The organism is Paenibacillus sp. LS1, from assembly GCF_026013365.1.
Lineage (GTDB): Bacteria > Bacillota > Bacilli > Paenibacillales > Paenibacillaceae > Paenibacillus.
This window is the reverse complement of the sequence record NZ_JAPDOE010000002.1, coordinates 583,518-609,101: the sequence shown is the minus strand read 5'-3', so window position 1 is coordinate 609,101 and position 25,584 is coordinate 583,518. Positions and strand designations below refer to the sequence as shown.

Sequence of the window (25,584 nt, the reverse complement as noted above, 5' to 3'; positions counted from 1 at the left end):
TCGTTTATCTTAAGTGAAACATGCCGCTACTAATCGCAGTCACTTTCACTTTGGGCTCATATTGCCAGATCATCTCGGTTCGGCGTGTCTCATATTGCAGTTTCATGGCTTCACGATCGATAACTGCCTGCTTCGCTTTCTCTTCTTCGGCATCTGTCTCGGTGTCGATCTGTACTGCGGACTCTGCCGCCAGTTCTACATCTGCTCCGATGGGTTCAACGTTAGTTATTCCAATAACGGGTCTCAGTGGTACAGGTGTCGTGCGATCAGAATGTCCGGTCTCTGTGCCGGAGGTTAAGTTCTCCGTGGATTCTACTTCAGGCATATCTTCCCGGAGTACCGCTTCATAATATGTGTCCAACACGTCCAGCTCCAGATCAAGTCGCTCTTGCGCTTTCTCTGCCCAGCTGTAATCGAGTTTCTGCAAGCGGTTCGTCAAATGAGATTCCAAAGCAGCCCCTGCATCGGATAACGAAACTTTCGCTGTCTGCACATGCATGTTCTCCGCGAGCCTCGGACTCAGGTCACGTCGATTGAGCTTGGTGCCGAATTTCTCTATAATTTCACCTGAGCGAAGGGAGATGCCGAGAAAATGCAGTTCCTCCCGTTTCAGGTCACAGGCAAATTCAACTTTGAAACAGACACCGAGCCAAGGTTCATATACAGCTGGCGCTGTAGCACGCAATTGCCGTTTGGCTGCCTGTTCGAACAGATTCACGAAGGCACCGCCTTCACGGGCTGCACCGAAAATCTGTTGTAACCTGCGACTGCCGTACACCACATCTTCACGCAATATACGTCCTGGTCCCAGCTGGGGCAGAGATGGCGTGATGCCGAAGTAACGACCCAGAATGGTATCCTTCGGTGGCTCACTTGGGGTATTCCCGTTGGTTATGCCATTCGTACCTGCAGGGTCAGTTACAACGGGAGGTGATGTTTGCGTTGCTTTGGCTTCTGCTGCTTCAATAGCCTGCTGATAGCTGTCAGGATCGAATATAAATGTGAAAGACATGGTCTCAGCTGGTGCTCCGGTTCGCTCTACAAACCCCCAATAATAGGGGCGATTGGTCAACGCTTTGTCTGCCTCAGGCGAGAGTTTGACCGTCACATGGGCAGGGGAACGCTCCATAATCTGACAATCAAGTGATTCCAGATAAGTGAGAACATAAGCCTGCACTTCGTGGGGAGACATGGTCATGGGTCAGCTACCTCCTTTGCGAAGATCTAACCCGGATACAGCAGGGCCCTCATCCGCGACTTCACGCTGAATGGAGCTCAGCGATTGTCCAAGTGAATCCATTTTACGGCGAATATCTTCTTCATTTTGTGATTCCAGCATGATTTTGTACAAACTTTTCTCAATAGACTCCTTCTTCTCCAGCCGTTCCAAAATGACATCCAGCCCACCGATCACCATCTCGAACATATTGATCTTCTCATGCAGCAGATTCAGAATGTGTTCCTCAATGGTTCCGGTTGTGGAGAGGTTGAAAATGTTCACGTCATTCTGCTGTCCCAGCCGATGTACCCGACCGATTCGCTGCTCTACCCGCATGGGGTTCCATGGCAGATCGAAGTTGATCATATGATGGCAAAATTGCAGATTAATACCCTCGCCACCCGCTTCGGTTGCAATCATGGCCTGCACACGCCCGCGGAAGAGATCCATCATCCAGTCTTTTTTGCTCCGATTCATGCCACCCCGATAAGGAACAGCCGTAAGCCCGTTGTTGCGGAAATAGTTCAGCAGATATTCCTGCGTGGCCCGGTATTCGGTGAAGATAATTACTTTTTCATTCATGTTGCGAACCAGTTCCATCGTTTTCTCGGCTTTGGTATTCTCCTTGATCGCTTTAATATGGGCAACGAGTTCCCAGATCTTATCCCGAAGTGGAGAGTCCAGCGGAAGTTTCTTCGACAGATTAACCAGCGTCACGAATACAGCATCCCGACTGCTGCACACTTCCCGCTGCAATGTGACAAGGGAGAGCATGCTGCTCAAGTTGCCGCCGGCTTCCTGGTACTGGTCTTTAACAAAGGAAGTCACGCCATCATAAAGCGCTTGTTCTTCAGGTGATAGTTGCAGATTCACGTTAGAGACGTTCCGTTTGGTGAATTGGACCGGGCCTTCGCCGCGACGATTACGAATCATGACTTTGGACAACTCGGTCTTGAGCTGCTCCTGATTTTTCGGAACCCGTTTGTCAACGACAAAGTTGGCTGCAAAATCACCCTGACGACCCAGCTGACCCGGCTTCAGCAGGTTGATCAGATTGAACAACTCACTCATATCGTTCTGCACAGGAGTAGCTGTGAGGAGTAGACAATACTTTTTGCGCAATTTCAACATGAATTGATAGTTGGTTGTTTTCTTGTTTTTGAGCTTATGGGCCTCATCAATAATAATCATGTCGTAATCGGTATTCAGCAGCATATCTTTATGCGGATCCCGTTTGGCTGTATCCATGGAAGCAACAACCACTTCATTCTGCCAGGAATAGGCCTTTTTCTGGGCAATGGCAGGGATGCCGAATTTCGAATTCAACTCCCGTACCCATTGCAACACAAGAGAGGCTGGCACAAGAATGAGTACCTTGGATACGAGACCCCGAACCATATATTCTTTCAGAATGAGACCGGCTTCAATGGTTTTGCCCAGACCCACCTCATCGGCGAGAATGGCCCGGCCTGACATTTCAAATAATACTCTGCGTGCAGTGTCCATCTGGTGAGGGAGTGGGGTAAGGCCTTGTAGATGCTTCAGACATTGGATCTCGTCAAAATTGGGAATTAGGTTGGTCTCTTCGGCTTGAATACCGAGTTGAAAGAGTCGGTAATCCCCCCAAGGACCTCCTTTATCCAGTCGTGATTCCAACTGATTGATCCAGCTCCGATCAAATTCCAAAGGAACGGGCAGTTCGGCTACAGGTTGATTCGTGTGGTGCGGGTTTTTCCGGTTCATGGTGCTTCCTCCCCTGCCATACGTGATGACGTTTTATTCGTAGGTAATAGTATGGACGAATGAGAGTCAGTTCATAACTATGTAAGTTCAAATAAGGAATATTTACACTTGTCACTCCGATGACAGAATAACCTTCCGATCGCTGTTATCCCCAGATTTTTTTGATTTCCTTGTCCAAAGGGGGAAAACCCGGGGATAAAGGCGGACGCTTCGCTTCTTCAGATTATTTCTGTCCTCTCCGTTCTTGTGTAAAAAGTTTAGTTGAACCAATGTGAACTACAGTTTATTTACAAGAAGCTTGTCCGAGTATGGGGAGTCTATGAAGATGGACTATGATAAAAGTCGGATGTAAAATCAATATATGGTGTAATATACTGAATTTATATCACTATATGTGGTGTTCTGTCATAATTTACTCTTATAATGAAAATGTAGCTTTATTCCGGGGAGGTTGAACGTAGCGATGAAATCGAACCAACGATCGTACCAATTAGAAGGACTTAGCGAAAAAATATTTCTGGACCGATACGCCTGGAAGGACGCTGATCCGAATCATGCCAAGGTCGGAGATGTGGTATTGGTATTAACCAAGGATGATCCCAAGTTTCCAACCAAGGAAGTGGGCGAAATCATAGAACGTCAGGGCCAGCTTGTACAAGTAAGGACTCGAAGCGGAGAGATCATCGAGACTAACGTGGAGAAACTGACACTTAATATAGAAAAAACACCAGAAGAGATGTGGGACCGTCTTGCCAAAGCCATGGCTTCTGTTGAATCCACAGCGGATCAGCGGGCAACGTGGGAGTCCAAGTTCCGCTCCGTATTGGAAGATTGGAAGTTAGTACCCGGAGGCCGCATCGCTGCGGGCGCGGGAGCAAGCGATGAGCTGACACTCTTCAATTGTTATGTCATTCCGTCTCCGCAGGACAGTCGGGGTGGCATCATGAGGAGCTTGACCGAGATGACGGAAATTATGGCACGTGGTGGGGGTGTTGGTATTAATTTGTCCTCTTTGCGTCCTCGCCGAGCGGTGGTGAAAGGTGTCAACGGATCATCCAGCGGTTCCGTATCGTGGGGCGGCTTGTTCAGTTATACAACTGGACTGATTGAACAGGGCGGAAGCCGCCGGGGTGCGCTCATGTTGATGATGAATGACTGGCATCCGGATGTACTTGATTTTATTACCGTGAAACAAACAATGGGGCAGGTGACGAATGCCAATCTGTCTGTATGTGTGAGCAACGCATTTATGGAGGCTGTCAAGCAGGACGGAGATTGGGATTTGGTTTTCCCTGATACGAGTGATCCAGAATACGACACCGAGTGGAACGGGGATATGCAGCAGTGGAAAGCCGCAGGCCATTCCGTAGTGCATTATCGGACGCTGAAGGCTCGCGAAATCTGGCATACCATTATTGAATCAGCATGGAAATCGGCAGAGCCCGGTGTTGTATTCATGGAGTATTATAACCAGATGTCCAACAGCTGGTACTTTAATCCGATTATCTGTACTAATCCGTGTTTTCATCCAAAGACCAGAATTACAACTGAATACGGCCTTATAACAATAGAAGAACTATATAAACGGACAGCAGGCAAATCATTTCTAGTTGGAACAGATCATCGTCTTGTTGCGCAGGCAAAGGTTGTAGGTGGCAGATCGTATGAAATTCCGGGATTGCATCTGAGAACAGCAAGCGTTTATCCAACCGGAATAAAAGAGACGTTAACAGTTCACCTTCAAAATGGATTGGAAATTAGCGTGACATCTGATCATCAGTTATATACTAATTCAGGTTGGAAACAAGCTAAAGACTTAACTTTGGAGGACTATATTTATATCCAATCAGCCGAAGGAGCTTTTGCCAAGGAAGATCAGCTAGGAGAGGAATGGGGACTTTTCCTGGGATGGTTAACCGGAGATGGTTGGGTCTCTAAGCGTGGTGAAGTTGGTATGGTTTTTGGTGCAGAGGATGAGGAAGTTATTCCGCAGTTGATTGATGCTGGGGAAAAAATATCAGGCGTAAGAGCAAAAGTATATCAAAGAACGAATGGAACAAAACAAGTGTATTGGTGGCGCAAAAAGCTGATTGAAGAAATTGTAAGATTAGGTGTGAAGGCAGTTAAAGGACCTGAGAAGGAAGTTCCAGAAATGATATTTACTTCATCTAAAAAAACCATTACGGCTTTTTTACAGGCTTTATTTAGTGCGGATGGTACTGTATACGAAAGAGATGAGATGCATCGTACCGCAAGATTGACTTCATCTTCCAAAAAACTATTGCAGGGCGTTCAGCTACTTTTGCTGAACTATGGAATCAACAGCTCTATTTACGCACGCCCTAAGTCATCACAAGCTATGTTTAAATACACAACAAAAGATGGAGATCACAGGACATATTCCAGTAATGGTTTCTACGAATTGGTCGTGTCAGGGAACAACTTACTTTTGTTTAAAGAGAAGATTGGTTTTAAATATGTAACAAGAAAACAGGATGCTTTAGAACGAATCGCCAGACCTTCTAGAAAATCAGAAAAGTTTATGTCGAAAGTTAAAAAAATAGAAAATGGAGAGCAAGTAACTGTATATGACATAACTGAGCCTGTGACTCACTCCCTGATCGCTGGTGGAATTGTTGCTCATAACTGCGGGGAACAAGGCCTGCCTGGCTGGGGTGTATGTAATCTGTCAGCGATCAATCTGTCCAAATTCTACGATGAGACGAATCATGATGTGGCATGGGATGAACTGGCGGAAACTACTCGCATCTCGGCTAGATTTTTGGACAATGTCATCGATGCAACACCATATCATTTTGAGGAAAATAGACTGAATCAGCAGCGTGAACGCCGGGTGGGGCTTGGCACCATGGGACTGGCAGAGCTGATGATTAAGCTGCGTATTCGATACGGCAGTCCTGAATCTCTTGCATTTCTGGATAAACTGTATGGATTCATGGCAAAGGAGGCCTATCTGGCATCGGCAGAGATTGCAGCAGAGAAGGGAGCTTTCCCAGCTTTCGAAGCTGAACCGTACTTACAGAGTGGATTCATGAAAAACATGGTTGCGACGTACCCTGAAGTGGGAGAGGCCATTCGTAAACAGGGCATTCGAAATGTCACGCTGATCACTCAGGCGCCAACGGGAAGTACTGGTACGATGGTGGGCACATCCACAGGTATTGAGCCGTATTTCGCCTTCAAGTATTTCCGTCAAAGCCGTCTAGGTTATGATGAACAGTTCGTACCGATTGCACAAGATTGGCTGGATGAACATCCGGGTGAAGCTTTACCAGACTATTATGTGACGGCGATGGATCTGTCGGCTGAGAATCACATCCGGGTACAGGCCGCGATACAGCAATGGGTGGATAGCTCAATCTCGAAGACGGCCAACTGTCCGGCTGATTTTACGGTGGAGGATACGGCTGAGCTGTACGAACTGGCCTTCGACCTTGGATGCAAGGGAGTAACGATATACCGCGACGGCAGCAGGGATGTACAGGTGTTGTCCACTTCGAAGAAGGGAGAGAACAAGACCGAAGATCTGAACACGGCGGAAGCAGGAGAGAAGACTGACGTATCTGCAATAGATAAACCGAATAACATCGGAGGGCAGCCAGGTGTTGGAGCTTTCAATAGCGAGGTTGATGTTGGGACTCTTTCTTCCAATCAAAACTATTCGTCTGCTACAGTGCTGGATAAACAATATAGAAGCCGTCCTCAAGTACTACGCGGTGCGACATACAAAATAAATACGCCATTCGGGATGGCTTACATTACAATTAATGATCTGGAGGGAACCCCCGGGTGAAATTTTCCTGAACGTGGGCAAAGCAGGATCGGATGTGTTCGCGATGGCTGAGGCACTCGGTCGGGTATGCTCACTGTTCCTGCGATACGGAGATCATGGGCATAAGGTTGAACTGTTGATCAAACATCTCAAGGGAATTGGCGGTTCAGGAGCGATTGGTTTCGGAGCCAACCGGGTGGAATCGATTGCAGATGCAGTCGCCAAAGCATTGGAAAGTCATGTACAGAGCAATGTGCAGGAGAACGAAACTGGAGCATTACAAGAACAGAGTCAAGTGGAGAGCGCATATCCACGAGTGGAGGATCAGAGAACCTTTATCGAATCGAGAGATTTATGTCCTTCATGTGGCTCGGCATCTCTGATGAATGTCGAAGGATGCAAAACATGCAGCAACTGTGGGTACAGTAAGTGCAATTAAATATCTCTAGATAAAAGGGAAAAAGAAAAGGCACTCCTGACTCCATCATGAAGTCAGGAATACCTTTTTGTCATTTAGCTAACTAACTTGAGTCCTAGGCAAGAAGAAGCAATTATGAGCAAAACTTTCAATCCGGTCTGACATAGGTTTATAATGGATATTGGCTGCTGAGCAAGTCGGCGGCCTTTTGCTATGAATTCAATTGTTTCAATGGATGTGTGCGTGGGTATGCTGGTTTGCGCAATCGTGTGAGGTAATTTTAGCCAGTCTACGAAAAGCACTATATTAAACGACAAAATTAGAGTATGATTTTACAGCTGTATGAGCTGGCAGAAAAGGTTACATCGGTTTAATCGTTTGTAACTATTACTGTAAAGTATGAAGCTTATTTCGGGCGTATAATGCTAAACGTGAACTCACGAATGAATATAAAGAATATCGTAATGATTAAAACTTAATGGACAGGCAATACGTCTTCTTTATGTTGTAAATGAAAGATGGAAGGTGCAATACGTATGTTAATGACAACCAGAACGATCAGGATTTCCTTTATGCCCCCAACACCAATGTTGTTGACTCACAGTAACAAGGAGGGGCATGCATGTCACAATCTTTAAATAGTAAGAGACATATGAACGGACTTGACGGCTTGCGAGCCATCGCGGTACTTGCGGTAATCGCGTATCATCTGAATTTGGATTTTATTCCGGGCGGACTGCTCGGTGTAGGTATATTTTTTGTTCTATCGGGATATTTGATTACAGATATTCTCGTGTCACAGTGGCAGGAACATGGACGCATTTCTCTCGGTGATTTCTGGGTAAGACGGGTAAGACGTCTGCTTCCAGGCATGCTGACCATGACAGCTGTGGTGATGATCTGGTTGGCCTGTTCAGATCCGTCCCGGCTCGCTGCGCTTCGTGGTGATATCGTTTCGGGTGTATTATACATAAGCAATTGGTGGTATATCTTTCACAACGTTTCCTATTTCGAAAGTTTTGGCCCTCCATCTCCGTTTGGACATTTCTGGTCACTGGCTGTGGAAGAGCAATTTTATCTCTTATGGCCTCTTCTACTGATCGCAGCAATCGTAGTGTTCAAAAGAAAGGGATGGTTGGTCGTCTTCATTGTTGTCGCAGCTGAATTGTCTGCTGGCGCAATGGCCATCATGTATAATCCGGATCTGGACCCGAGCCGTGTATATTATGGAACAGACACGCGGGCATTCGCACTGTTGGCAGGTGCTGCTCTTGCCGTGGTGTGGCCTAGTCGCAAGCTTTCGAGCTCTCTGCCCGGTATGAACCGGCTTGTGCTTGATGTGTCGGGGGTGGCTGCACTCGCATTGTTGATTTACATGATGCTGAATAGCAGTGAATATGATCCGTTTCTATATCAAGGGGGTATGGTCCTTCAGGCTATGGCGACAACGTTACTGGTAGCGGTGTTAGCTCATCCGTCGTCTTTCCTGGCACGTATCATTGGAGCGAAGCCACTACGGTGGATCGGAGAGCGATCCTACGGATTATATCTGTGGCATTATCCTGTTATTATTTTAACGAATCCCGCGGTGGATACGGGAGGAGCGCATCCTGTGCGGATCATTTTACAGGTTGCTGCAACGGTTGTACTGGCCTCATTGTCCCTTAAATATATTGAAAATCCGATTCGGTACAACGGATTCCGCGATTCTTGGTCCCGTTTATGGGGAAGAGGGCGATCATCGATCGGTATACGTAATGTATGGTGGAAGCGGGCGGGTCTGTTGATGACGATTCTGCTGTTGTCTTATACGGTATCTCAGATGATGGTCTCCCATGCAGCGAATTCCGACTCCCATTCGGTATCGATGTCCAACACATTGAATGGAGAGAATTCCGTAGCAGAGGAACAGGGCCAGGATGTTGTACCAGCAATTACAGCGACGTCAGGCTCTGGCCAAAAGAACGATGCTCATAGCCATAAACCGGAAGCGGGAACGAAAGATGATCCGGGGAAAAATGAAAAGCCGACAGGAGAGTCTACTCCAGAATCGAAACCTGGCGACCAGAACGCTTCTGCAAATCCGGGCAAGGACGATCAGTCTGAAGATAAGCCGGCCGATGACTCCGTGACTAACGAGAATGATACTCCAGATGACGCTGGAGCGAATCAATCCGATAATACGGATCATACGGATGATGCACCTGATTCATCTCAGGACAATGAAGAAACGGCTCCTCCTGCCCAGGATGGAAAGGTTCATTATACGGTCATTGGAGATTCCGTGATTTTGGATGCAAAGCCGTATCTGGAGCAAAGCATATCGGGAGTATACGTGGATGGACATGTCGGCCGTCAGATGTGGCAGGCTGCCGATGTATTGGAAGGCTTGAAGCGAAACAACCAAATGGGCAGCAAAGTGGTGCTGGAGCTTGGGACGAATGGCTCTTTTAACTCGAAAAACTTGAATGCTGTGCTTGATTATCTGAAGGATGAGGATCAGGTATATCTGGTTACTGTACGCGTACCTCGTCCATGGGAACGAACGGTGAACAGGGCTTTGAATGAGGCTGCATCCAATTACAGCAATGTCTCGCTGATTGACTGGAACAGTGCAAGTGAAGGACATGACGAATATTTTGAAAAAGATGGCGTGCATCTCACTACGCAAGGGTCTGAAGCTTTTGCAGAACTGGTGAAGAACAGCATCCAATAATCACTAATCCATTTTCAATAAGATTTAGCACTTTTACATTATATATGGCCCTGGGTGTAAGCTACCGATGGCTGCAACAAGAAAGAGCTCTCATGGTGAGAGCTCTTTTTATATGTTATGAACAATAAGTCAGTAAAGTAAGTTCCAAACAGGGGAACCGATATTTTTCACCCCTGCATCCGTGGATCGTCACCTTACGAAATGATAGCGTTACCATTTATAATAAGTGTAATCAAATCGCCAAGGGGGAATATAGAGATGTTGAAAAAATGGCTTTCGGGTTTCCTTGCAATAACATTGTTCTCCATTGTTCTTGCTGGCTGTACTGGCGGGGATACTTCAGAAGGAGGAAGCGGCAATGACAAAGTAACCGTCACTCTCTGGCACAACTGGACTGGACAGGATGCGAAGGCGGTTGCGATGCGCAAAATTATTGAAGATTTTCGCGCGGCACATCCAGATATTGAAGTCGTGGATGAAGGTCTGCCGACAGATGGTCTCAAAACCCGGCTTCGCACGGTGGCGGCTGCCAACGAGATGCCAGATCTGTTCGTGATGTGGCCGGATGCCATGACCAAGGAATTTGTAAAAGGGGATCTGTTACAGCCCATTAATACAGAGCTGGACGCGAAGCCGGAGTGGAAAGATAATTTCATCCCGAATGCACTGGACGGATACACCGTGGACGGGAATATCTACTCCGTGCCCATGAATTTGGCACCGAGTTCCTTCATTTATTACAATGAAGCTCTTTTCAAGCAGTATAACGTGAAAGTGCCTGAGACGTGGGCGGAACTGGAACAAGCGATTGCTACATTTAATCAAAATAAAGTCATTCCCATGGCACTTGGTAACAAGGCCAACTGGGTAGCACAATCGACGATATTCAGTACACTGGCTGACCGGATTACTGGCACAGATTGGTTCCTGAAAGCTGCAGCACAAGAGGGTGCAAGCTTTACCGATCCACAATTTGTTGAAGCCTTGAACAAGATGCAGGAGCTTGGCAACACCAAAGCATTCCAAGATGGATTTAACAGTATCGATGAGACGCAGATGATGCAGCTTTATTTCCAAGGTAAGGCAGCGATGGTCATGAACGGCGGATGGGCCTTGGCGAACTTGGTGAACAATGCACCTGAAGAGGTATTGAACAACACCCATATTACGATTCTTCCTCCAGTGGACGGAGGTCAGGGTGAACCAAGAACAACATCCGGTGTTGTAGGAACCGGGCTGGGTGTAAGTAAAAAGCTGAGTGGTGCACAAAAAGAGGCAGCGATGGAGTTATTCTACGCGCTCGCAGGACCGGACGGTCAGAAGGCCACATTGGATAGCAGCACATTGGTGAGTTACAAGATTGATCTGGACAAAACCAAGGCGCATCCATTGTTCGTTGAGTTATATGATCTGATGCAGGAAGTGAAGATTACGCCAGTATACGATTCCAAGCTGGGATCGGCAACAGTTGAGGTGATTAATAATGCCTTGCAAGAGTTGCTTATGGGAGGTAAGGCCGAAGACATTGCGGCCAAAATACAGGCGGCTCAAGCCAATGCAGTTAGTCAGTAACGATTCGTCAGAACCCCTTCCCGGCAGGGGAGGGGTTTTAAGTATAGATGGAACTAGCTCGTCGCAGGTTGGGAAAGGCATTCATGGAGGGGAAGTGAACAGATGAACGCACTGCGCAGTCGGCGTTTTATTATGCTGGGGCTGGCCCCAGCAGTCATCATTTATGCATTGTTCGTATTTGTACCGGTCGTGTGGTCAGCGTACTACGGGTTCTTCAATTGGTCCGGCATCGGGGCATCCAAATATATTGGTGTGGATAATTACGTAGAAATCTGGCATGATCCTGTATTTTGGCGGGCATTGAAAAATAACGTTATTTTTGTGCTCGCATCTGTATTTGGACAAATTCCGTTAGCACTGATTCTGGCGGTCATCTTACACAAAAGCAATCCATTACAGCGGTTTCTGCGCTCAGCGGTATTTTTGCCGATGGTACTATCCACGGTGGTCATCGGTATGATCTGGCAGTATATCTATCATCCACAGATCGGGATATTGAACTTTTTGCTGGATGCACTGGGGCTGGAGAGTTGGAAGCTGCAATGGCTTTCCGATGACAAGATTGCAATTTTCTCATTGGTACCTCCGCTGCTCTGGAGCTTTGTCGGGTTGTATCTGATTATCTTCATCTCGGCGCTACAGAATATTCCAGGCGAGATTCATGATGCTGCCAAAATAGACGGTGCCTCAGGAACCAGGAAGCTGATATCGGTCTCTTTGCCGATGATCTGGGGAACCGTTCAGGTTGCGATCATTCTATGTATTTCAGGCAGTCTGAAATCATTCGATCTGGTCTACATCATGACCAAGGGTGGCCCGGCCCATGCGACAGAACTGCTCGCTACGTATATGTACAATTCAACCTTTACAACATACCGTTATGGTTTTGGTAGTGCCATCTCGACAACCATCGTACTGATCTCCCTGCTGCTGATCGGAACAAGCCAGTGGGTGACCAGTCGCAAACGAAAAGAGAATCAATAGAGAGGAGGAGTTATCATGCGCGTGACACCTGTATCCATGCCATCACCACGGAGTGGCTCGGGCCATCCGATTCGCCGCCTCCGTAGCGGAATTGTTTGGACGCTGCTGACGGTCTATGGTATTTTAACATTGTATCCGTTCTACTGGCTCGTGATTAGTGCGTTCAAAACGAATGAAGATTTCTATAGCCGGCCCTTTGGACTGCCGGAAAACTGGAATGTTGCCAATTTCAGCAATGCATGGGAAAGCTCCAAGCTGGGAACCGCTTTTGGCAATTCACTAATCGTATCTGTGGGGTCACTTATTCTGACGCTGTTTATTGCAGCGCTGGCTTCATTCATCCTGGCGCGTTTCCAGTTTCGCTGGAAAGGGTTAATCATGACTTTCTTTGTCGTAGGCATGCTCATTCCGATCCATAGTACACTTGTCCCTTTATTTATTCTAATGAAACAAATGTCCCTGCTAAATACGTATTGGGCATTAATCTTACCGTATACGGCCTTTGCCTTGCCTACAGCTATTTTCGTACTTACTGCCTATCTAACAAGTGTTCCACGTGACATTGAAGAGGCGGCTTTTATTGATGGAACGGGACTGTGGGGGCTGTTTACCCGAATCATGCTGCCTATGTCTGTCCCTGCGTTGTCGACGGTTACGATCCTGAGTTTCCTGCATGCGTGGAATGACTTTTCCTTTGCGCTTGTGTTCATCAACAAAACCGGATTGAAAACGCTACCGCTGGCAATTGCAAACTTTGCGGATGGATATCAGACCGATTATGGATTAACGCTTGCTGCCATGACCCTGTCGGTCATTCCAACGATTATCCTGTATCTCATATTCCAGGAACAGGTTATGAAAGGCATGACAGCCGGAGCAGTCAAAGGGTAAACGAAAGCGCATCCAGAGGAGGAGAAACGTTTGGCACGCTGGCTCACATCTTCGTTACAAAGGAAGCTATCGGTCGTCGTGACGGCTTCAATGATTGTGCCATTGCTGGCCTTGGGCCTGTTCGCCTTTCTGATCTCTTCCCGCATCACAGAGCAAAAAACAAAACTGTCTGGTATGGATACGCTGAAGCTGGTGGAAGCGAATCTTCGTTATATGCTGCAGGATGCGGAGAACCTGTCCATTTTCCTGATTGGAGAACGGGAACTCCAGCAGTATCTTAGCCACAATGAAGATCATGAGCTAGACCGGGTGGATATCCTGGGCAGGATGACCAATCTGGCGGCTTCCAAGAAGTATATTGCGAACATCGCCATATATCCAAGCCGATTCGATGCCACATTGTCTACGGCTACCTGGTATGAATCCAATAATTCAAGCTTATCTTATCCACCTGTACCGAGCGGAGAAGCGGTGAAAAAATGGACTGGAGTATATCCGGTTCAGAATTATGCAGGTATACAAAATGTGATCACTTTGGTTCGACCAATCCGTAGTATCCATGATTATCGACCCATCGGATGGCTGGCGATCAGTCTGGATGAGAAGGTCATATCCAAAGGATGGGCTGCTCTGGGATTGGGTAGAGGGCAAGGCAGACTGGAACTCATCGGCAGTTCGGGAGAGATCTTGTCTTCCATGGACAAATCCCGGCTTGGACTTAAACTGGAGGATGTCGAACCAGGGGTCACACCGTTAATTCAGGATGTTGGTAGCGGGACAACCACGTATGGCAGTGGTGAGGATAAACGGACATTGCTCTATTATCCGGAAGAACTGACGGGCTGGACGTTGGTTGGAGCTGTTCCATACGACCAGTATAAGTCCGAGAATCGGTATATCCTTATTCTGACCGGATGCGCCGTTGCCATGTCTGCTGCAATCAGTGCTGGACTGGTCTGGTTTACCGTGCGCCGTGTGACGAGGCCGCTTCGTGTACTTACCCGGCATCTGTCCCGAATTGATCCGGAACGCCCTCTTCCTCTGTTTCGGTCCGAAAGTGATGACGAGATCGGCAGGCTGGGGGAGAGTTACAATCTGCTCGGTGCACATATTCAGTTGTTGAAGGAAGAGATTATTCGCGGTGAAGCTCGCAAAAAAGAAGCGGATCTTCGAGTACTTCAGGCGCAGATTAACCCACATTTTCTATATAACACCCTTTCTTCGATTCACTGGATTGCCCTGATGTCTGAAGAGAAGAGAATCGCGGATATGGTGGAGGGCCTGAGTGATTTTCTGCGCATCAGTTTGAATAATGGTCAGGATTACTGTCCTGTGGAACAGGAGATTGCTCATATCCGTCATTATGTGCGTGTGCAGTCGATTCGTTTCCCGGATCAATTCGTCTTGCATTATATCGTAGATCCAGCGCTTGAGCAGCGAATGATGTTGAAGCTGTTGCTGCAACCGCTCGTTGAGAACGCGATGATTCATGGCATTCAGCCCAAAGCGGGCATGGGCACGATCACCGTTATGATTCGAAAGGATTCGGAGAATGAACACATGAATGTGCTGGTGCTGGATGATGGTGTCGGCATGGAGCCGAACAGGCTGGAGCAATTAAGGATAAGCATTAGGGAATGGAAAGGAAAACAGCCGGAAAGACACCTAAACCAAGGAGGTTATGGACTCTGCAATGTCAATGAGAGACTGTTGCTACATTATGGACCGGATGCACAGCTCGAAGTGGACAGCAGGGTTGGGGGAGGTACCCGGATTTCGTTTTCCATTCCAATCTTGGAGGGATCGCCATGAGACTATTAATTGTTGATGATGAAGTGATTATTCGTACAGGGCTTGCCAGCGTCATCGCTTGGCATGAACTCGGAATTGAACTTCTTCAACCTGCTGCCTCGGCAGAGGAGGCATTAACACGTATGGCGGAGGAACGTCCACATATCCTGATGACGGATATCCGGATGACAGGCAGATCAGGTCTGGAACTGGCAGAAGAGGGACTGCGATTGCTACCTGAACTGGAGGTTATTATTTTATCCGGTTACGATGACTTTTCTTATGCCCAGCAGGCGATTCGCCAAGGTGTTACCGATTATCTGCTCAAAACAAGCAAGCCGGAAGAGATCATCAAGACGGTGTTACAGGCCAAACAGCGAATCACAGAACGGTGGGCAGAGAAATCCAGAGAGGGACAGCTTATGCGGGAGAACCGAGAGCGGCTGTTTGCCGGATGGATCATTGATGGTGATATTGTTTCTGGCCCTTGTCCATCATTCTTGCAGTCTGGTGTACAGAAGGAAGCGGTTAATGGTTTCAATGATGCGCAGATGCTCAGACAAGTAATGGTTCTTCGAGCAGAGGGCTGGGATCGATCCTCGGATGCACTATTACGATTTGCGGTGCAGAATACCCTGGAGGATGTGCTACCTGGTGCCATTGCTCATGTAGAGAAACAGCAAATTATCTGTGTAGTCTCATGGCCACCTGTTGAACAGGAGTTTCCGTTCAGGCTGGAGAGTGCTTTACGCCGAGTGGAGCAATTATTGAAGTGCACCCTGCGCGCAGCGATAGGTCTGCCTGTTCGTGGATCTGCAGATCTGCACGAGAGCTATAGAACTGCTTCAACTGCATTCCGATATCGAGGTTTGATAGACTATAAAATATGGCAGTATGAGCATGTTCAAGATCGCCAAGGTGGTAAAACCATATTAACTCACGAAGAGGAGACCACACTTGGCACCTTGCTGCTGGATAATGATTCGGTCACGTTAACGACATGGACGCGGGAACTTGTGGCTAATCTTATGGCAGAACCGGAAGTCACGCCAGAATCGTTCAGTGCTTATCTGCACTCTGTTGTCATTGCAGGTCATCGTTGGCTGACCCGTACCATGCGAGCGACAGGGCGTGAAGAATCTGCAAGGCTTGAACCCTGGCTGCCGGAACCGGATGCCGAAGCTACGGATCTTGGGGATATGCTGTTCCATCATCTGTATGGTCTGATGCATGCCTATCATAGCCGAATGGGTCAGGGACAGGCTGCACACGTGCAAAAGGCTATAGGCTATATTGAATCTTCATTGGCACAGGATATTAGTCTGCAACAGGTAGCAGGTCAGGTTCATTTGCACCCGGGACATCTCAGTGAACTGTTTAAAAAAGAAATGGGCGTGACCTTCGGTGATTTTGTCACCGATACGCGTATACGAAGAGCGATGGATATGCTCGCGGTGTCTCCAGCTAAGGTCAGTGAAGTCGCTGCCATCAGCGGCTATGAAGACGTGAAGTATTTTAGCAGGCTGTTCAAAAAACATACAGGTAAGACCCCGAGTGAATATCGCGAGGAGGCGTTATCGTTCAAGCCTTCGGGAAGTTAGAAGTGAGCAGATTAAGAAGAGAGTCATGTTCTTTCTGCAAACGTTTTCGATGTGGCATTACTCAGGGCTCTTGGGGAGCGAGGGCGTAATGATGAAGGTGCATAGTTCAAGTCAGGATTTGTCGGGATCATGGAAAATACAGCATTTTGAAGTTGGGGAGAAGCGGGCCATGGATGTGGCAGCTGCTGCGCTGGATGACCGTTTCTGGATCGGAGCTGAAGTACCTGGTGATGTACACGCTGCACTGATTGAGCGTAGCATTATCGACCCGGTTTACTATGGACATAATGATGCAAAAAGTCGCTGGATCGAGCAGAAGGAATGGTGGTATCGCACAACCTTCAATCTGGTGAGAGATGCAGAGACGGAGGAGCATTTTGAACTGGTGTTCGAAGGATTGGATACGTTTGTAACAGTATATGTGAACGGCCATGAAGTTGGGAAAACGGCCAATATGCTCATGTCACATACATTTGATGTAACGGCTCTGGTACGCAGTGGCTGGAATGCGATTGCTGTCAAGTTTGACCCGCTTCACCTGCATCACCGGGACAAAGAAACCTTCGATTGGTCCTCGTATACGAAGGAACGGCCTTGGTTGCGCAAAGCTGCGATGAACTTTGGCTGGGATTGGGGTCCACGCATGGTCACGGTGGGGATCTGGGGTGAAGTGCGGCTGGAAAAACGAACAATCGCCAAGTTGGAAAGTGTGTATGCTCGAACGGAATCAGTCAGTACAGAGCTGGCGGTTTTACGTGTCACGGCGGATGTGAAATCCGTCTTGTCTTTCCGGAGCAGACAGAAACGCGAGCAAGCTGTGGTTGCGTCCTGTGATGTCCGTCTGCTGGATCGCAGCGGAAACGAGGTGGCAGGTGCCACTGAACTGCCTATAGAAGGTGGCAAGGCAGATACCACATTGAACGTTACGTCACCTCAGTTATGGTGGACTCATGATCTGGGTGAGCCTTATCAGTACACGCTGGAGGTTACGTTGTACGCAGATGGGGCGGAGGTGGATCGTTATAGTGAGCCTTATGGGTTACGAACGATTGAGCTTGCCCTGCACAATGAACAGGGTGAAGATGCATTTGCTTTTATCCTGAACGGAGTGAAGATCTACGCGAAGGGTGCCAACTGGATTCCGGCTGACCAACTGATTGGTGCCATCCCGAATTCCCGGTATCGTGAGCTTGTCGAGCTGTCGGTGGAAGGGCATATGAACATGCTGCGTGTCTGGGCCGGAGGCATATATGAGAAGGATGTCTTCTACGATGAATGTGATCGGCAAGGGGTGTTGGTGTGGCAGGACTTTGCATTTGCGAATGCATTATTCCCGGATTTCAATCGTGATTTCATGGACAATGTACGGCAAGAGGTGGAGAACAATGTCCTGCGCCTGCGCAATCGTGCCTCGCTCGCCATCTGGTGTGGCAATAATGAGATTGATTGGCTCTATGATATGAAGTCTGCGAGTGGAGATATTACTAGTCCGTTCTATGGTGAACAGATCTATCATGAGCTGATTCCTGAGGTGCTGGAGCGATTGGATCTGTCCCGTCCATATTGGCCTTCTTCGCCGTTCGGGGACAGTAATGGTCAGGATGCCAATGATCCGGATGTAGGGGATCGCCACAATTGGCAGGTATGGCACGGGTCGGTCTATCCGAGGAAGCATGGAGAGCCACCGCTGCTTGACTACAGTATTGAAGGTGTAACGTTTAAAAATTATAAAAAGGACTATGCACTGTTCAGCAGTGAGTTCGGTATGCATGCCTCGGCCAATCGTTACACGCTGGAGAAAAATATGCCCGCAGGGCAGTTTTACTGGGGCAGTCCCGAGATGGCCTACCGTAACAAGGATACCAATCACCAGAAAGGTATTTTGCTGATGGAGGGCTACACAGGCATTCCGCAAAATATAGAAGAGTACATGAACTATTCCATGCTGACTCAGGCAGAAGGATTGCGCTATGGGATTGAACATTTCCGGCGCATTAATCACCGTAACAGCGGCGCGCTCGTGTGGCAATTGAACGATAGTTGGCCGGGGACAAGCTGGTCCATGATCGACTATGAACTGCTGCCGAAGGCATCCTTTTATTACGGGAAAACATTCTTTCATCCTGTCCTGTTGTCATTGGAGCATGAGCCGGGGGAGCCGCTTGCGTTGTGGGTTGTGAACGATACACGTGACATCTTGAAAGGGCAGCTACTGCTCAATGTCTATGGCTTGCATGGAGAGAAGATCTATTCCAGCACACATGCTGTTGAAGTAAGTTCACAATCCTCACTGTGTATTGCTGAATTAACTGAAGCAGAGGTGCTACAGGGCAGACGTGCGGAGGAAGTGATGATTGAATTGGTATCTGAAGGGTTTGCGGCGCCGAACAATCGGTACTTCTTGCGTGATCCTAAGGATGTGACTTTGCCTGAGTCTCAATTGAGTGTACATGTGAACGAAGAGGAACAGTCTGTAACGGTTACGGCCAGTGGTGCGATAGCACGATTGGTGAAGCTGGAGCTCCCCCTTGGACGTGTCCGATTCAGTGACAACTATTTCGATCTGCTCCCCGGTGAGAGCCGGACAGTGAGACTGCGTCATCCGGAGCAGTCGTCTCTGCCACTGACGGAACTTCGAGTTAGTGCCATAAACGGCAGAGAAGGATGAAATATTGATAATAATAAATTTCGATTTTTATTCGAGGTTTAAGGTGGTATCCCTGATCAGGAATACCACCTTTTTTTCTTTTTGAACAGGTGAGAAGATACTGTTATCGTGTCAGGCTGTTTTTTTCCTACTCCACAAGCGAAACTTCTAGTCGGGTTCACATCCTAGCTCATTCGGGTTAGAATGATAGAAAGAAATCGTTTTCAATAAGGAGGTGGATTCATGTCATTTGTCTTTTATCAGGGGATAATTATATTTTCTTTGATGTTAATCCTGTTGATCATTGGTATTGTATATATCGTTCGTAAAAGCAAACAAGTCCTGCGCCGCTTAAGCAATTTGGAGAAAGCGATATATGAAAAAGATAACATGTCTTCCTATCCGAAGGACGTTGATGGTAATCAAGAAGGGGCATCCCGAGAGGACTCATTTGCTCCACGCAAACGAAAATGAAGAAGGATACGGATTACATATAAAAGAGTTTAAATAAGCCAAACAGCCGATTCTTCTCCACGAGGAAGTGATCGGCTGTTTGGGCATTTGGGAGGTATTTGTATCCCACTTGAAGTTTAACCGGTTATTTTATCTGGTTTAACGGGTTTTAGAGAAATGATTCATACCGCTGCTGGAAAGAGGATTCCATCTCCACTTGCCGTGCAAGTTGCTGTTGTACCTTTGCTCCGCGGATTGCCTGAAGCTCCTGAAGCAATGCAATGGACCCGAATTGATCGGCGGCCATTCGAACAAGCAGTTCTGAGAGCACGTCTGCGTCTTCGAGCGCGGCATTCAGTCCAAACGCACCGGTTGGCGTCATCGTATGAGCGGCATCACCGATGAGCACAACATTGTCCTGTGCCCATGATTGGCAATAGCTGCTTTCAACAGATAACAGAACAAAATCACTCCAGCTCTGAATGTTGGCAGCTACAGAATCAGACAGGCAAGGAAAAGCAGATACAAGTTTATCTACAAAAGGAGCAATCGGTTGCTCTCGCAGCTTGGAGTATGCTCCTTCGGGAATGTTCCATCCGATCTGAACATAACCACCGAATTGGGAGAACAGTGCAAGCTGTTGCCCATCCATACTGGCCATCCGAACAGCTGGTTCCCAACCTACAGGTGCCGGAATACGTGCCCATAACAGGTCATATCCGTGCTTGCGAATCTCGGGAGTCAAACCGGAATGTTTGCGTACAGCAGAGTATCTGCCATCTGCACCCACAATCACGGATGCTTCGATGGAGGCAGGAACGCCGTTCTGCCGAATGTTAATGCCAACGGTCTGGCCGCTCTTGTCTCGTAACAAACCGGTCATGATGGTATTAAACAACACTTGTTCATTTGTACTGTGCTGCTGAGCGTGTGATACGATGGCTTCCAGGAGATGATTTTGGGGTACATGAATCCCGACATGAGATTCTCCATTACCCGGTGATACCGTATGAATAATCTTTCCATTCTCCCAATACTGAATCTCTTCCAAGAGCAGCGCTCCACGTTCCTGGATGAGTGAATAGAGGCCGTGTTTACTTAGGATCGCTTCGCCGTCCACATTGAGTAACTCCCCGCGGAACGACTTGTGCAGGTGTGGTTGTCTCTCAATGAGAATCGTGGAGATTCCTTTTTGATTCAGCAGATAAGATAGCAAAGCACCGCCAGGACCTGCGCCGACGATGCAAACATCCGTTTTTAATGGTGATTGTAAATTCTGATTCATGTGCATAAGTCCCTTGCAATATAATGGTGACGCTTTATTTACTTTATAACAACAGATTTATTAAAATCATTAAGTAACTAAAAGTAACTTGTAGATATAGATTATTATAATCAAACCCAACGCAAGAAAGCAAGAGGTGTATGGCGAAATAAAACACACGTCTTCCCGTCAAGTATAGGATATACCAAACAAGCGCATTTTTCACAAACATAATAGTGTAAATATGTTACAATAAAAGGTAGGTTATGATGAAAGGCAGGAGGAACGTTTATGAGCCCGGATACGGAGCGAAACTCTCAATTGGCAAATGTAGATCAATTGTTGGAGGCCTTCTTCAGATATAAAAATAAAGTATTGGATCAGCAGCAGAAGACCGAAACCAACTGCAAACTGAATCCGACAAAAAGTCATATATTGGGCATGATTTTACGTGAAAAACGCTGCATGGCGGTGGATGTGGCCAGACAACTCAGTTTGTCTTCCGGCGCAACCACCATTGTACTGAATCAACTGGAAACGGAAGGGTTGATCCAGCGGGTGCGTAGTGAAGAAGATCGTAGAATTGTGTGGTTGTCCCTAACGGATGAGGGAACGCAACTCGCCAAGACACTTAATGCGAATCGCGGTCGAATGACGTGGGAATTGTTGCAAGCACTTTCCGAGGAAGAGCAACAGCAGATGTTCGGCATGCTGAAGAAAATTGAGCTGAAACTGCTGGAGAACATGAAGTCGTTTGAGCAGATTCATCGGTAGTCCATATATGACTTGATGGTTCGAAGACGTCAGTCCTCATGAGTTCGTCCCTAATTGCGGGGGGATGAACCTTGAAGACTGGCGTTTTTGAGTTGTTTTACAAATGAAAGCGAACCAAATGGTCGGTCATGCCTTTCTGGATCAAAATCTCCTTTTGCTTGCTGCCCATCAGGTCAAAGTGGGGGAATGGCTGCCGCCGATGAATGTATCGTGGGTCCAGTCCATGATCGTTACACCAAGACTCCAGACGTTCCAGATCTGCGCAGCCGACTTTGGTGACACTGGTGATACCGGGAAATCGATTGTCAATCCAGAAATGAGTAAGGTAGGCAATCTCACCACGAGCCACTTGTTCTTTCCATGTAGTAAGCTCCTGTCGTTTAATTCCAAATGCCATAGATGCAAGTTCCTTTCCAAACGGGTATTGTCCTGAGCATATTGTAACATCTTATATACAGAATCAATTAGAAATCTTCAATTTAAACAAGTCTGAAGCCAGTCGAATGGGTATAAGAATATGACAACATTTTTATAACAAGGACTGGATTATGTTAAAATAAACCTATACAACAAAGGTATCACCACTTCTATAGCGGAAAGGAATTGTCATCATGGAAATATTTATTGCCGTACTTGTCTTACTGGTGCTGATCGGTTTATCGAACATCCTGAACCGGTTTGTACCTTTTATTCCCGTTCCGCTCATTCAAATCGTGCTCGGTGTAGCTATAGCTCTACTTCCTGCGGGGGTACACTTGCCGTTGAATCCGGAATTGTTTTTTGTGCTTTTCATCGCACCTTTGTTATATAACGATGGTAAGCGAACACCAAGGAATGAGTTATGGAATCTGCGTGCACCGATACTTCTGCTTGCGCTAGGGCTTGTATTTGTGACCGTAGTCGTGGCAGGGTATGCCATTCACTGGCTGATTCCTTCGATTCCGTTACCCGCTGCTTTTGCTCTTGCAGCCATACTGTCCCCGACAGATGCGGTGGCCGTTGGCGCCATGGCTGGCCGGGTACATCTGCCCAAAGGCATACATAGGCTTCTTGAGGGTGAAGCATTAATGAATGACGCATCCGGCCTGGTCGCCTTCAAATTCGCGATTGCAGCCACAGTTACAGGTGTATTTTCCTTGGCGAATGCAACCTTCAGTTTTATTCTGATTGCGATTGGCGGACTTCTCGTCGGGGCATTGTTATCTTTTCTGTTAATCAGGCTCGGGGTGTGGATTCGTAGGCTGGGCATGGAGGATGTAACCATTCACATGCTGCTGCAAATTTTGACTCCGTTTGTCATCTATCTGGTGAGTGAAGAGATTGGTGTATCGGGCATTTTGGCGGTCGTAGCAGGTGGGATTATTCACGCCATTGAGCGTGACCGCGCAGAATCGGTTCAGTTGAAGATGCAGGTCGTATCTGCGAGCACATGGTCTGTCATTTTATTTATCCTGAACGGTCTTGTATTCGTTATTTTGGGCGTACAGGTCCCGGATGTGTTGAGTACCATTTTTGAAAATGTTTCGTTTAATAATCTGCAGGTGTTGGGATATGTAAGTTTGATCTCGGTGCTTCTGCTGATTCTGCGCTTTCTCTGGATCTATCTGTTCTGGCAGGGGAATGAATTGCTGCGTACCAAATCTTCTATTGGCAGACCACGATTGAAGGAGATTACGATTATTTCCCTCTCCGGCGTGCGGGGGGCTGTGACATTGGCGGGTGCCTTTTCCATTCCCTACGTGCTTCAGGATGGATCGCCTTTCCCTGAAAGGGACTTGATCATTTTCCTGGCAGCAGGGGTTATTCTCTTCTCCCTAATTGCTGCGAGTGTGTTTCTTCCTGTTCTGGCCAAGGACGATGGGAAAGCGACAGAAGAAACACCGCAGAAGTCAGAACGGAAAGCACATGACATTATGCTGAATGCGGCAATACGAGCTGTGAAATCCGAAATGAACGATGAGAACAAAGCTGCCGCACTCGCGGTCGTCTCCGACCTGTCAAAATACATCAGGCAGGCCGCAGGTCAGCTTACCGCTGGTAAACGCAAAGATATTCAAAAACAAGAAACAGCTATCAACCTGATTGCCACTCGTGCCGAGCGTAAAGAAATCGAAGTGATGCTGGACGAAAATGCCATTGCTTCTGATGCGGCCTTCAAATGTGACAGCTGGCTGGATCGTAAGGAAATGATGCTGGCGAATCGCACCAATACTCAATTTATGACCTCGGTCAGCGAGATTGGGCGTGTGTTAGGACATCTGTTCACCAATCGGTCCCAGAAACCAAGCCAACCTTTCATGCTTGAAAATGCGGAACTGTTCCGTCAGGTGAAGCTGCGCACCTCTGAAGCGGCAATTAAAGCCATCCGTGCCCATATAAATGATGGTAATCGAGTGGTAGCGTTGTCGGTCATCGCCAAGTATGAGCGGGTGATTGCCAAGTTGCGCACCTGGAACCAGGGTGTAACGGAAGATCCGTTCAATCAGGAGAAGCTCGAATTGCAGATGGTGGCGATTCAGGAACAGCGCAATACGGTACAACAACTGTATGAGAACGGCGAAATTAATCGTGATGTGGCTGCGAAATTGCGCCGTTTTATCAACGATGTGGAAGCGACTGCGTTGAAAAACACCTAATCCGATAAACCCGATATTTTAAATGCGCTATACGGTTTGATATAATATGTAACAAGCAACACGCATCATTGCAAAAATGTACTTATATCGATCAGTGAAGGAGAGATGAGACATGGCAGAACAACAAATTCGGTTGGGCAAGACGGATCTGATCGTGAATCCCATTGGACTGGGTGCAAATGCAGTAGGAGGACATAATATCTATCCGGGCATGCTAAATGATGAGACGGGTAAGGAAGTGGTTCGTACAGCCTTGAAACAAGGCATCAACTTTGTGGATACGGCGTACATCTATGGACCGGAGCATTCCGAACGACTGATCGGTGAAGTGTTGAGGGAAACCGGTCAACGTCAGAATACGATTATTGCAACCAAGGCGGCCCATAAATTTGTAGATGGCAAGATTGTCGTGGATAACTCACCTGCTTTCCTGAAAGCGGCTGTAGATGAGGCATTGAAACGTCTGCAAACCGATTACATTGATCTCTTCTACATCCACTTCCCGGATGAGAACACGCCGAAGGATGAAGCAGTAGATACGTTAAAACGGCTGAAAGATGCTGGGAAAATCCGGGCCATAGGCGTATCCAACTTCTCCATCGATCAGTTGCGTGAAGCCAATAAGGACGGGCATGTAGACGTACTGCAATCTGAATATAATTTGTTCAAAAGAGAAGCGGAAAAAGAGCTGTTGCCGTATACGGCTGAGCATGACATATCTTTTGTTCCTTACTTCCCTCTGGCAGCGGGACTGCTAGGCGGTAAATATAATCGTGATACCACTTTCCAGGATGGACGTGCGAAGAACCCGCTGTTCACAGGTGAGGCTTTCATTGAAAATCTGGATAAAGTAGAACAACTGCGCAGCATTGCACAATCCAAGGATGTTGAGGTCGCTCATCTGGTTCTGGCCTGGTACCTGACCCAGCCTTCCATTGATGCATTGATTCCGGGCGCCAAGAAACCGGAGCAGGTTATTAATAATCTGAAAACATTGAATGTAGAGCTAACTGCTGACGAAATCGCCGTTGTGGATCAGATCTTTCGTTAATTAGTTCGGGTGAATCGGGAAATGCTAACAG

The 25,584-nt window shown here is 47.4% G+C and carries 15 protein-coding genes and 1 pseudogene; 12 read left to right on the top strand and 4 right to left on the bottom strand.

The features are described from left to right. Positions 1-4: 4 nt before the first annotated feature. On the bottom strand, positions 5-1,198 hold the full coding sequence (locus OM416_RS12060; protein WP_264929549.1) for a YqhG family protein: 1,194 nt from the start codon (positions 1,196-1,198) through the stop codon (positions 5-7). A 3-nt stretch (positions 1,199-1,201) separates the two neighbouring features. Next, complete coding sequence (locus OM416_RS12055; protein WP_264929547.1) at positions 1,202-2,962, bottom strand: DEAD/DEAH box helicase; 1,761 nt, start codon at positions 2,960-2,962, stop codon at positions 1,202-1,204. Between the two features lie 463 nt (positions 2,963-3,425). Between OM416_RS12055 and OM416_RS12050 the strand changes: the two are divergent. From OM416_RS12050 to OM416_RS12005, 9 genes and pseudogenes are all read left to right on the top strand, one after another. Further along, positions 3,426-7,194 (top strand): annotated as a pseudogene (locus tag OM416_RS12050) (LAGLIDADG family homing endonuclease). Between the two features lie 601 nt (positions 7,195-7,795). After that, positions 7,796-9,889 carry an acyltransferase family protein gene (locus OM416_RS12040; RefSeq protein WP_264929541.1) on the top strand — a complete coding sequence of 698 codons (2,094 nt, stop codon included), beginning with the start codon at positions 7,796-7,798 and terminating at the stop codon, positions 9,887-9,889. A gap of 258 nt (positions 9,890-10,147) precedes the next feature. Continuing rightward, positions 10,148-11,461 carry an extracellular solute-binding protein gene (locus tag OM416_RS12035; protein WP_062833682.1) on the top strand — a complete coding sequence of 438 codons (1,314 nt, stop codon included), beginning with the start codon at positions 10,148-10,150 and terminating at the stop codon, positions 11,459-11,461. 102 nt (positions 11,462-11,563) lie between these two features. Then, entirely contained in the window at positions 11,564-12,445 is an 882-nt protein-coding gene (locus tag OM416_RS12030) for a carbohydrate ABC transporter permease (protein WP_264929537.1), read from the top strand. A gap of 15 nt (positions 12,446-12,460) precedes the next feature. Then, the gene (locus tag OM416_RS12025) at positions 12,461-13,336 is read left to right on the top strand and encodes a carbohydrate ABC transporter permease (RefSeq protein WP_413775777.1); all 876 of its coding nucleotides are present in this window, start codon (positions 12,461-12,463) and stop codon (positions 13,334-13,336) included. Positions 13,337-13,366: 30 nt separating this feature from the next. Further along, positions 13,367-15,148, top strand: a complete 1,782-nt coding sequence (locus OM416_RS12020; RefSeq protein WP_264929535.1) for a sensor histidine kinase — start codon at positions 13,367-13,369, stop codon at positions 15,146-15,148. Further along, positions 15,145-16,728, top strand: coding sequence for a helix-turn-helix domain-containing protein (locus OM416_RS12015; RefSeq protein WP_264929533.1), 1,584 nt, complete (start codon positions 15,145-15,147; stop codon positions 16,726-16,728). Before OM416_RS12020 ends, OM416_RS12015 begins: the two co-directional genes overlap by 4 nt. Positions 16,729-16,819: 91 nt before the next feature. Further along, positions 16,820-19,396 carry a beta-mannosidase gene (locus OM416_RS12010; protein WP_264930705.1) on the top strand — a complete coding sequence of 859 codons (2,577 nt, stop codon included), beginning with the start codon at positions 16,820-16,822 and terminating at the stop codon, positions 19,394-19,396. Positions 19,397-19,618: 222 nt separating this feature from the next. Continuing rightward, complete coding sequence (locus tag OM416_RS12005; protein ID WP_264929531.1) at positions 19,619-19,849, top strand: hypothetical protein; 231 nt, start codon at positions 19,619-19,621, stop codon at positions 19,847-19,849. Between the two features lie 148 nt (positions 19,850-19,997). Here the strand turns inward: OM416_RS12005 and OM416_RS12000 are convergent, their stop codons facing one another. Further along, complete coding sequence (locus OM416_RS12000; RefSeq protein WP_264929529.1) at positions 19,998-21,113, bottom strand: FAD-dependent monooxygenase; 1,116 nt, start codon at positions 21,111-21,113, stop codon at positions 19,998-20,000. A gap of 270 nt (positions 21,114-21,383) precedes the next feature. Here OM416_RS12000 and OM416_RS11995 point away from each other — a divergent pair, with 270 nt between their 5' ends. Next, the gene (locus tag OM416_RS11995; protein ID WP_145319214.1) at positions 21,384-21,866 is read left to right on the top strand and encodes a MarR family winged helix-turn-helix transcriptional regulator; all 483 of its coding nucleotides are present in this window, start codon (positions 21,384-21,386) and stop codon (positions 21,864-21,866) included. Positions 21,867-21,963: 97 nt separating this feature from the next. Here OM416_RS11995 and OM416_RS11990 read toward each other — a convergent pair whose 3' ends face one another. Further along, the gene (locus tag OM416_RS11990) at positions 21,964-22,263 is read right to left on the bottom strand and encodes a hypothetical protein (protein WP_264929526.1); all 300 of its coding nucleotides are present in this window, start codon (positions 22,261-22,263) and stop codon (positions 21,964-21,966) included. Between the two features lie 214 nt (positions 22,264-22,477). On the opposite strand from OM416_RS11990, the gene OM416_RS11985 reads away from it, so the two are divergent. Together OM416_RS11985 and OM416_RS11980 are read left to right on the top strand one after the other, a co-directional pair. Then, positions 22,478-24,502, top strand: coding sequence for a Na+/H+ antiporter (locus OM416_RS11985; RefSeq protein ID WP_264929524.1), 2,025 nt, complete (start codon positions 22,478-22,480; stop codon positions 24,500-24,502). A 112-nt stretch (positions 24,503-24,614) separates the two neighbouring features. Beyond that, the gene (locus OM416_RS11980) at positions 24,615-25,553 is read left to right on the top strand and encodes an aldo/keto reductase (protein WP_264929522.1); all 939 of its coding nucleotides are present in this window, start codon (positions 24,615-24,617) and stop codon (positions 25,551-25,553) included. Positions 25,554-25,584: the final 31 nt, after the last annotated feature.

Coding starts and splice junctions, on each gene's coding strand:
- OM416_RS12060 (WP_264929549.1), bottom strand. CDS start 1,198: ATGACCATGTCTCCCCACGAAGTGCAGGCTTATGTTCTCACTTATCTG.
- OM416_RS12055 (WP_264929547.1), bottom strand. CDS start 2,962: ATGAACCGGAAAAACCCGCACCACACGAATCAACCTGTAGCCGAACTG.
- OM416_RS12040 (WP_264929541.1), top strand. CDS start 7,796: ATGTCACAATCTTTAAATAGTAAGAGACATATGAACGGACTTGACGGC.
- OM416_RS12035 (WP_062833682.1), top strand. CDS start 10,148: ATGTTGAAAAAATGGCTTTCGGGTTTCCTTGCAATAACATTGTTCTCC.
- OM416_RS12030 (WP_264929537.1), top strand. CDS start 11,564: ATGAACGCACTGCGCAGTCGGCGTTTTATTATGCTGGGGCTGGCCCCA.
- OM416_RS12025 (WP_413775777.1), top strand. CDS start 12,461: ATGCGCGTGACACCTGTATCCATGCCATCACCACGGAGTGGCTCGGGC.
- OM416_RS12015 (WP_264929533.1), top strand. CDS start 15,145: ATGAGACTATTAATTGTTGATGATGAAGTGATTATTCGTACAGGGCTT.
- OM416_RS12010 (WP_264930705.1), top strand. CDS start 16,820: ATGAAGGTGCATAGTTCAAGTCAGGATTTGTCGGGATCATGGAAAATA.
- OM416_RS12005 (WP_264929531.1), top strand. CDS start 19,619: ATGTCATTTGTCTTTTATCAGGGGATAATTATATTTTCTTTGATGTTA.
- OM416_RS12000 (WP_264929529.1), bottom strand. CDS start 21,113: ATGAATCAGAATTTACAATCACCATTAAAAACGGATGTTTGCATCGTC.
- OM416_RS11995 (WP_145319214.1), top strand. CDS start 21,384: ATGAGCCCGGATACGGAGCGAAACTCTCAATTGGCAAATGTAGATCAA.
- OM416_RS11990 (WP_264929526.1), bottom strand. CDS start 22,263: ATGGCATTTGGAATTAAACGACAGGAGCTTACTACATGGAAAGAACAA.
- OM416_RS11985 (WP_264929524.1), top strand. CDS start 22,478: ATGGAAATATTTATTGCCGTACTTGTCTTACTGGTGCTGATCGGTTTA.
- OM416_RS11980 (WP_264929522.1), top strand. CDS start 24,615: ATGGCAGAACAACAAATTCGGTTGGGCAAGACGGATCTGATCGTGAAT.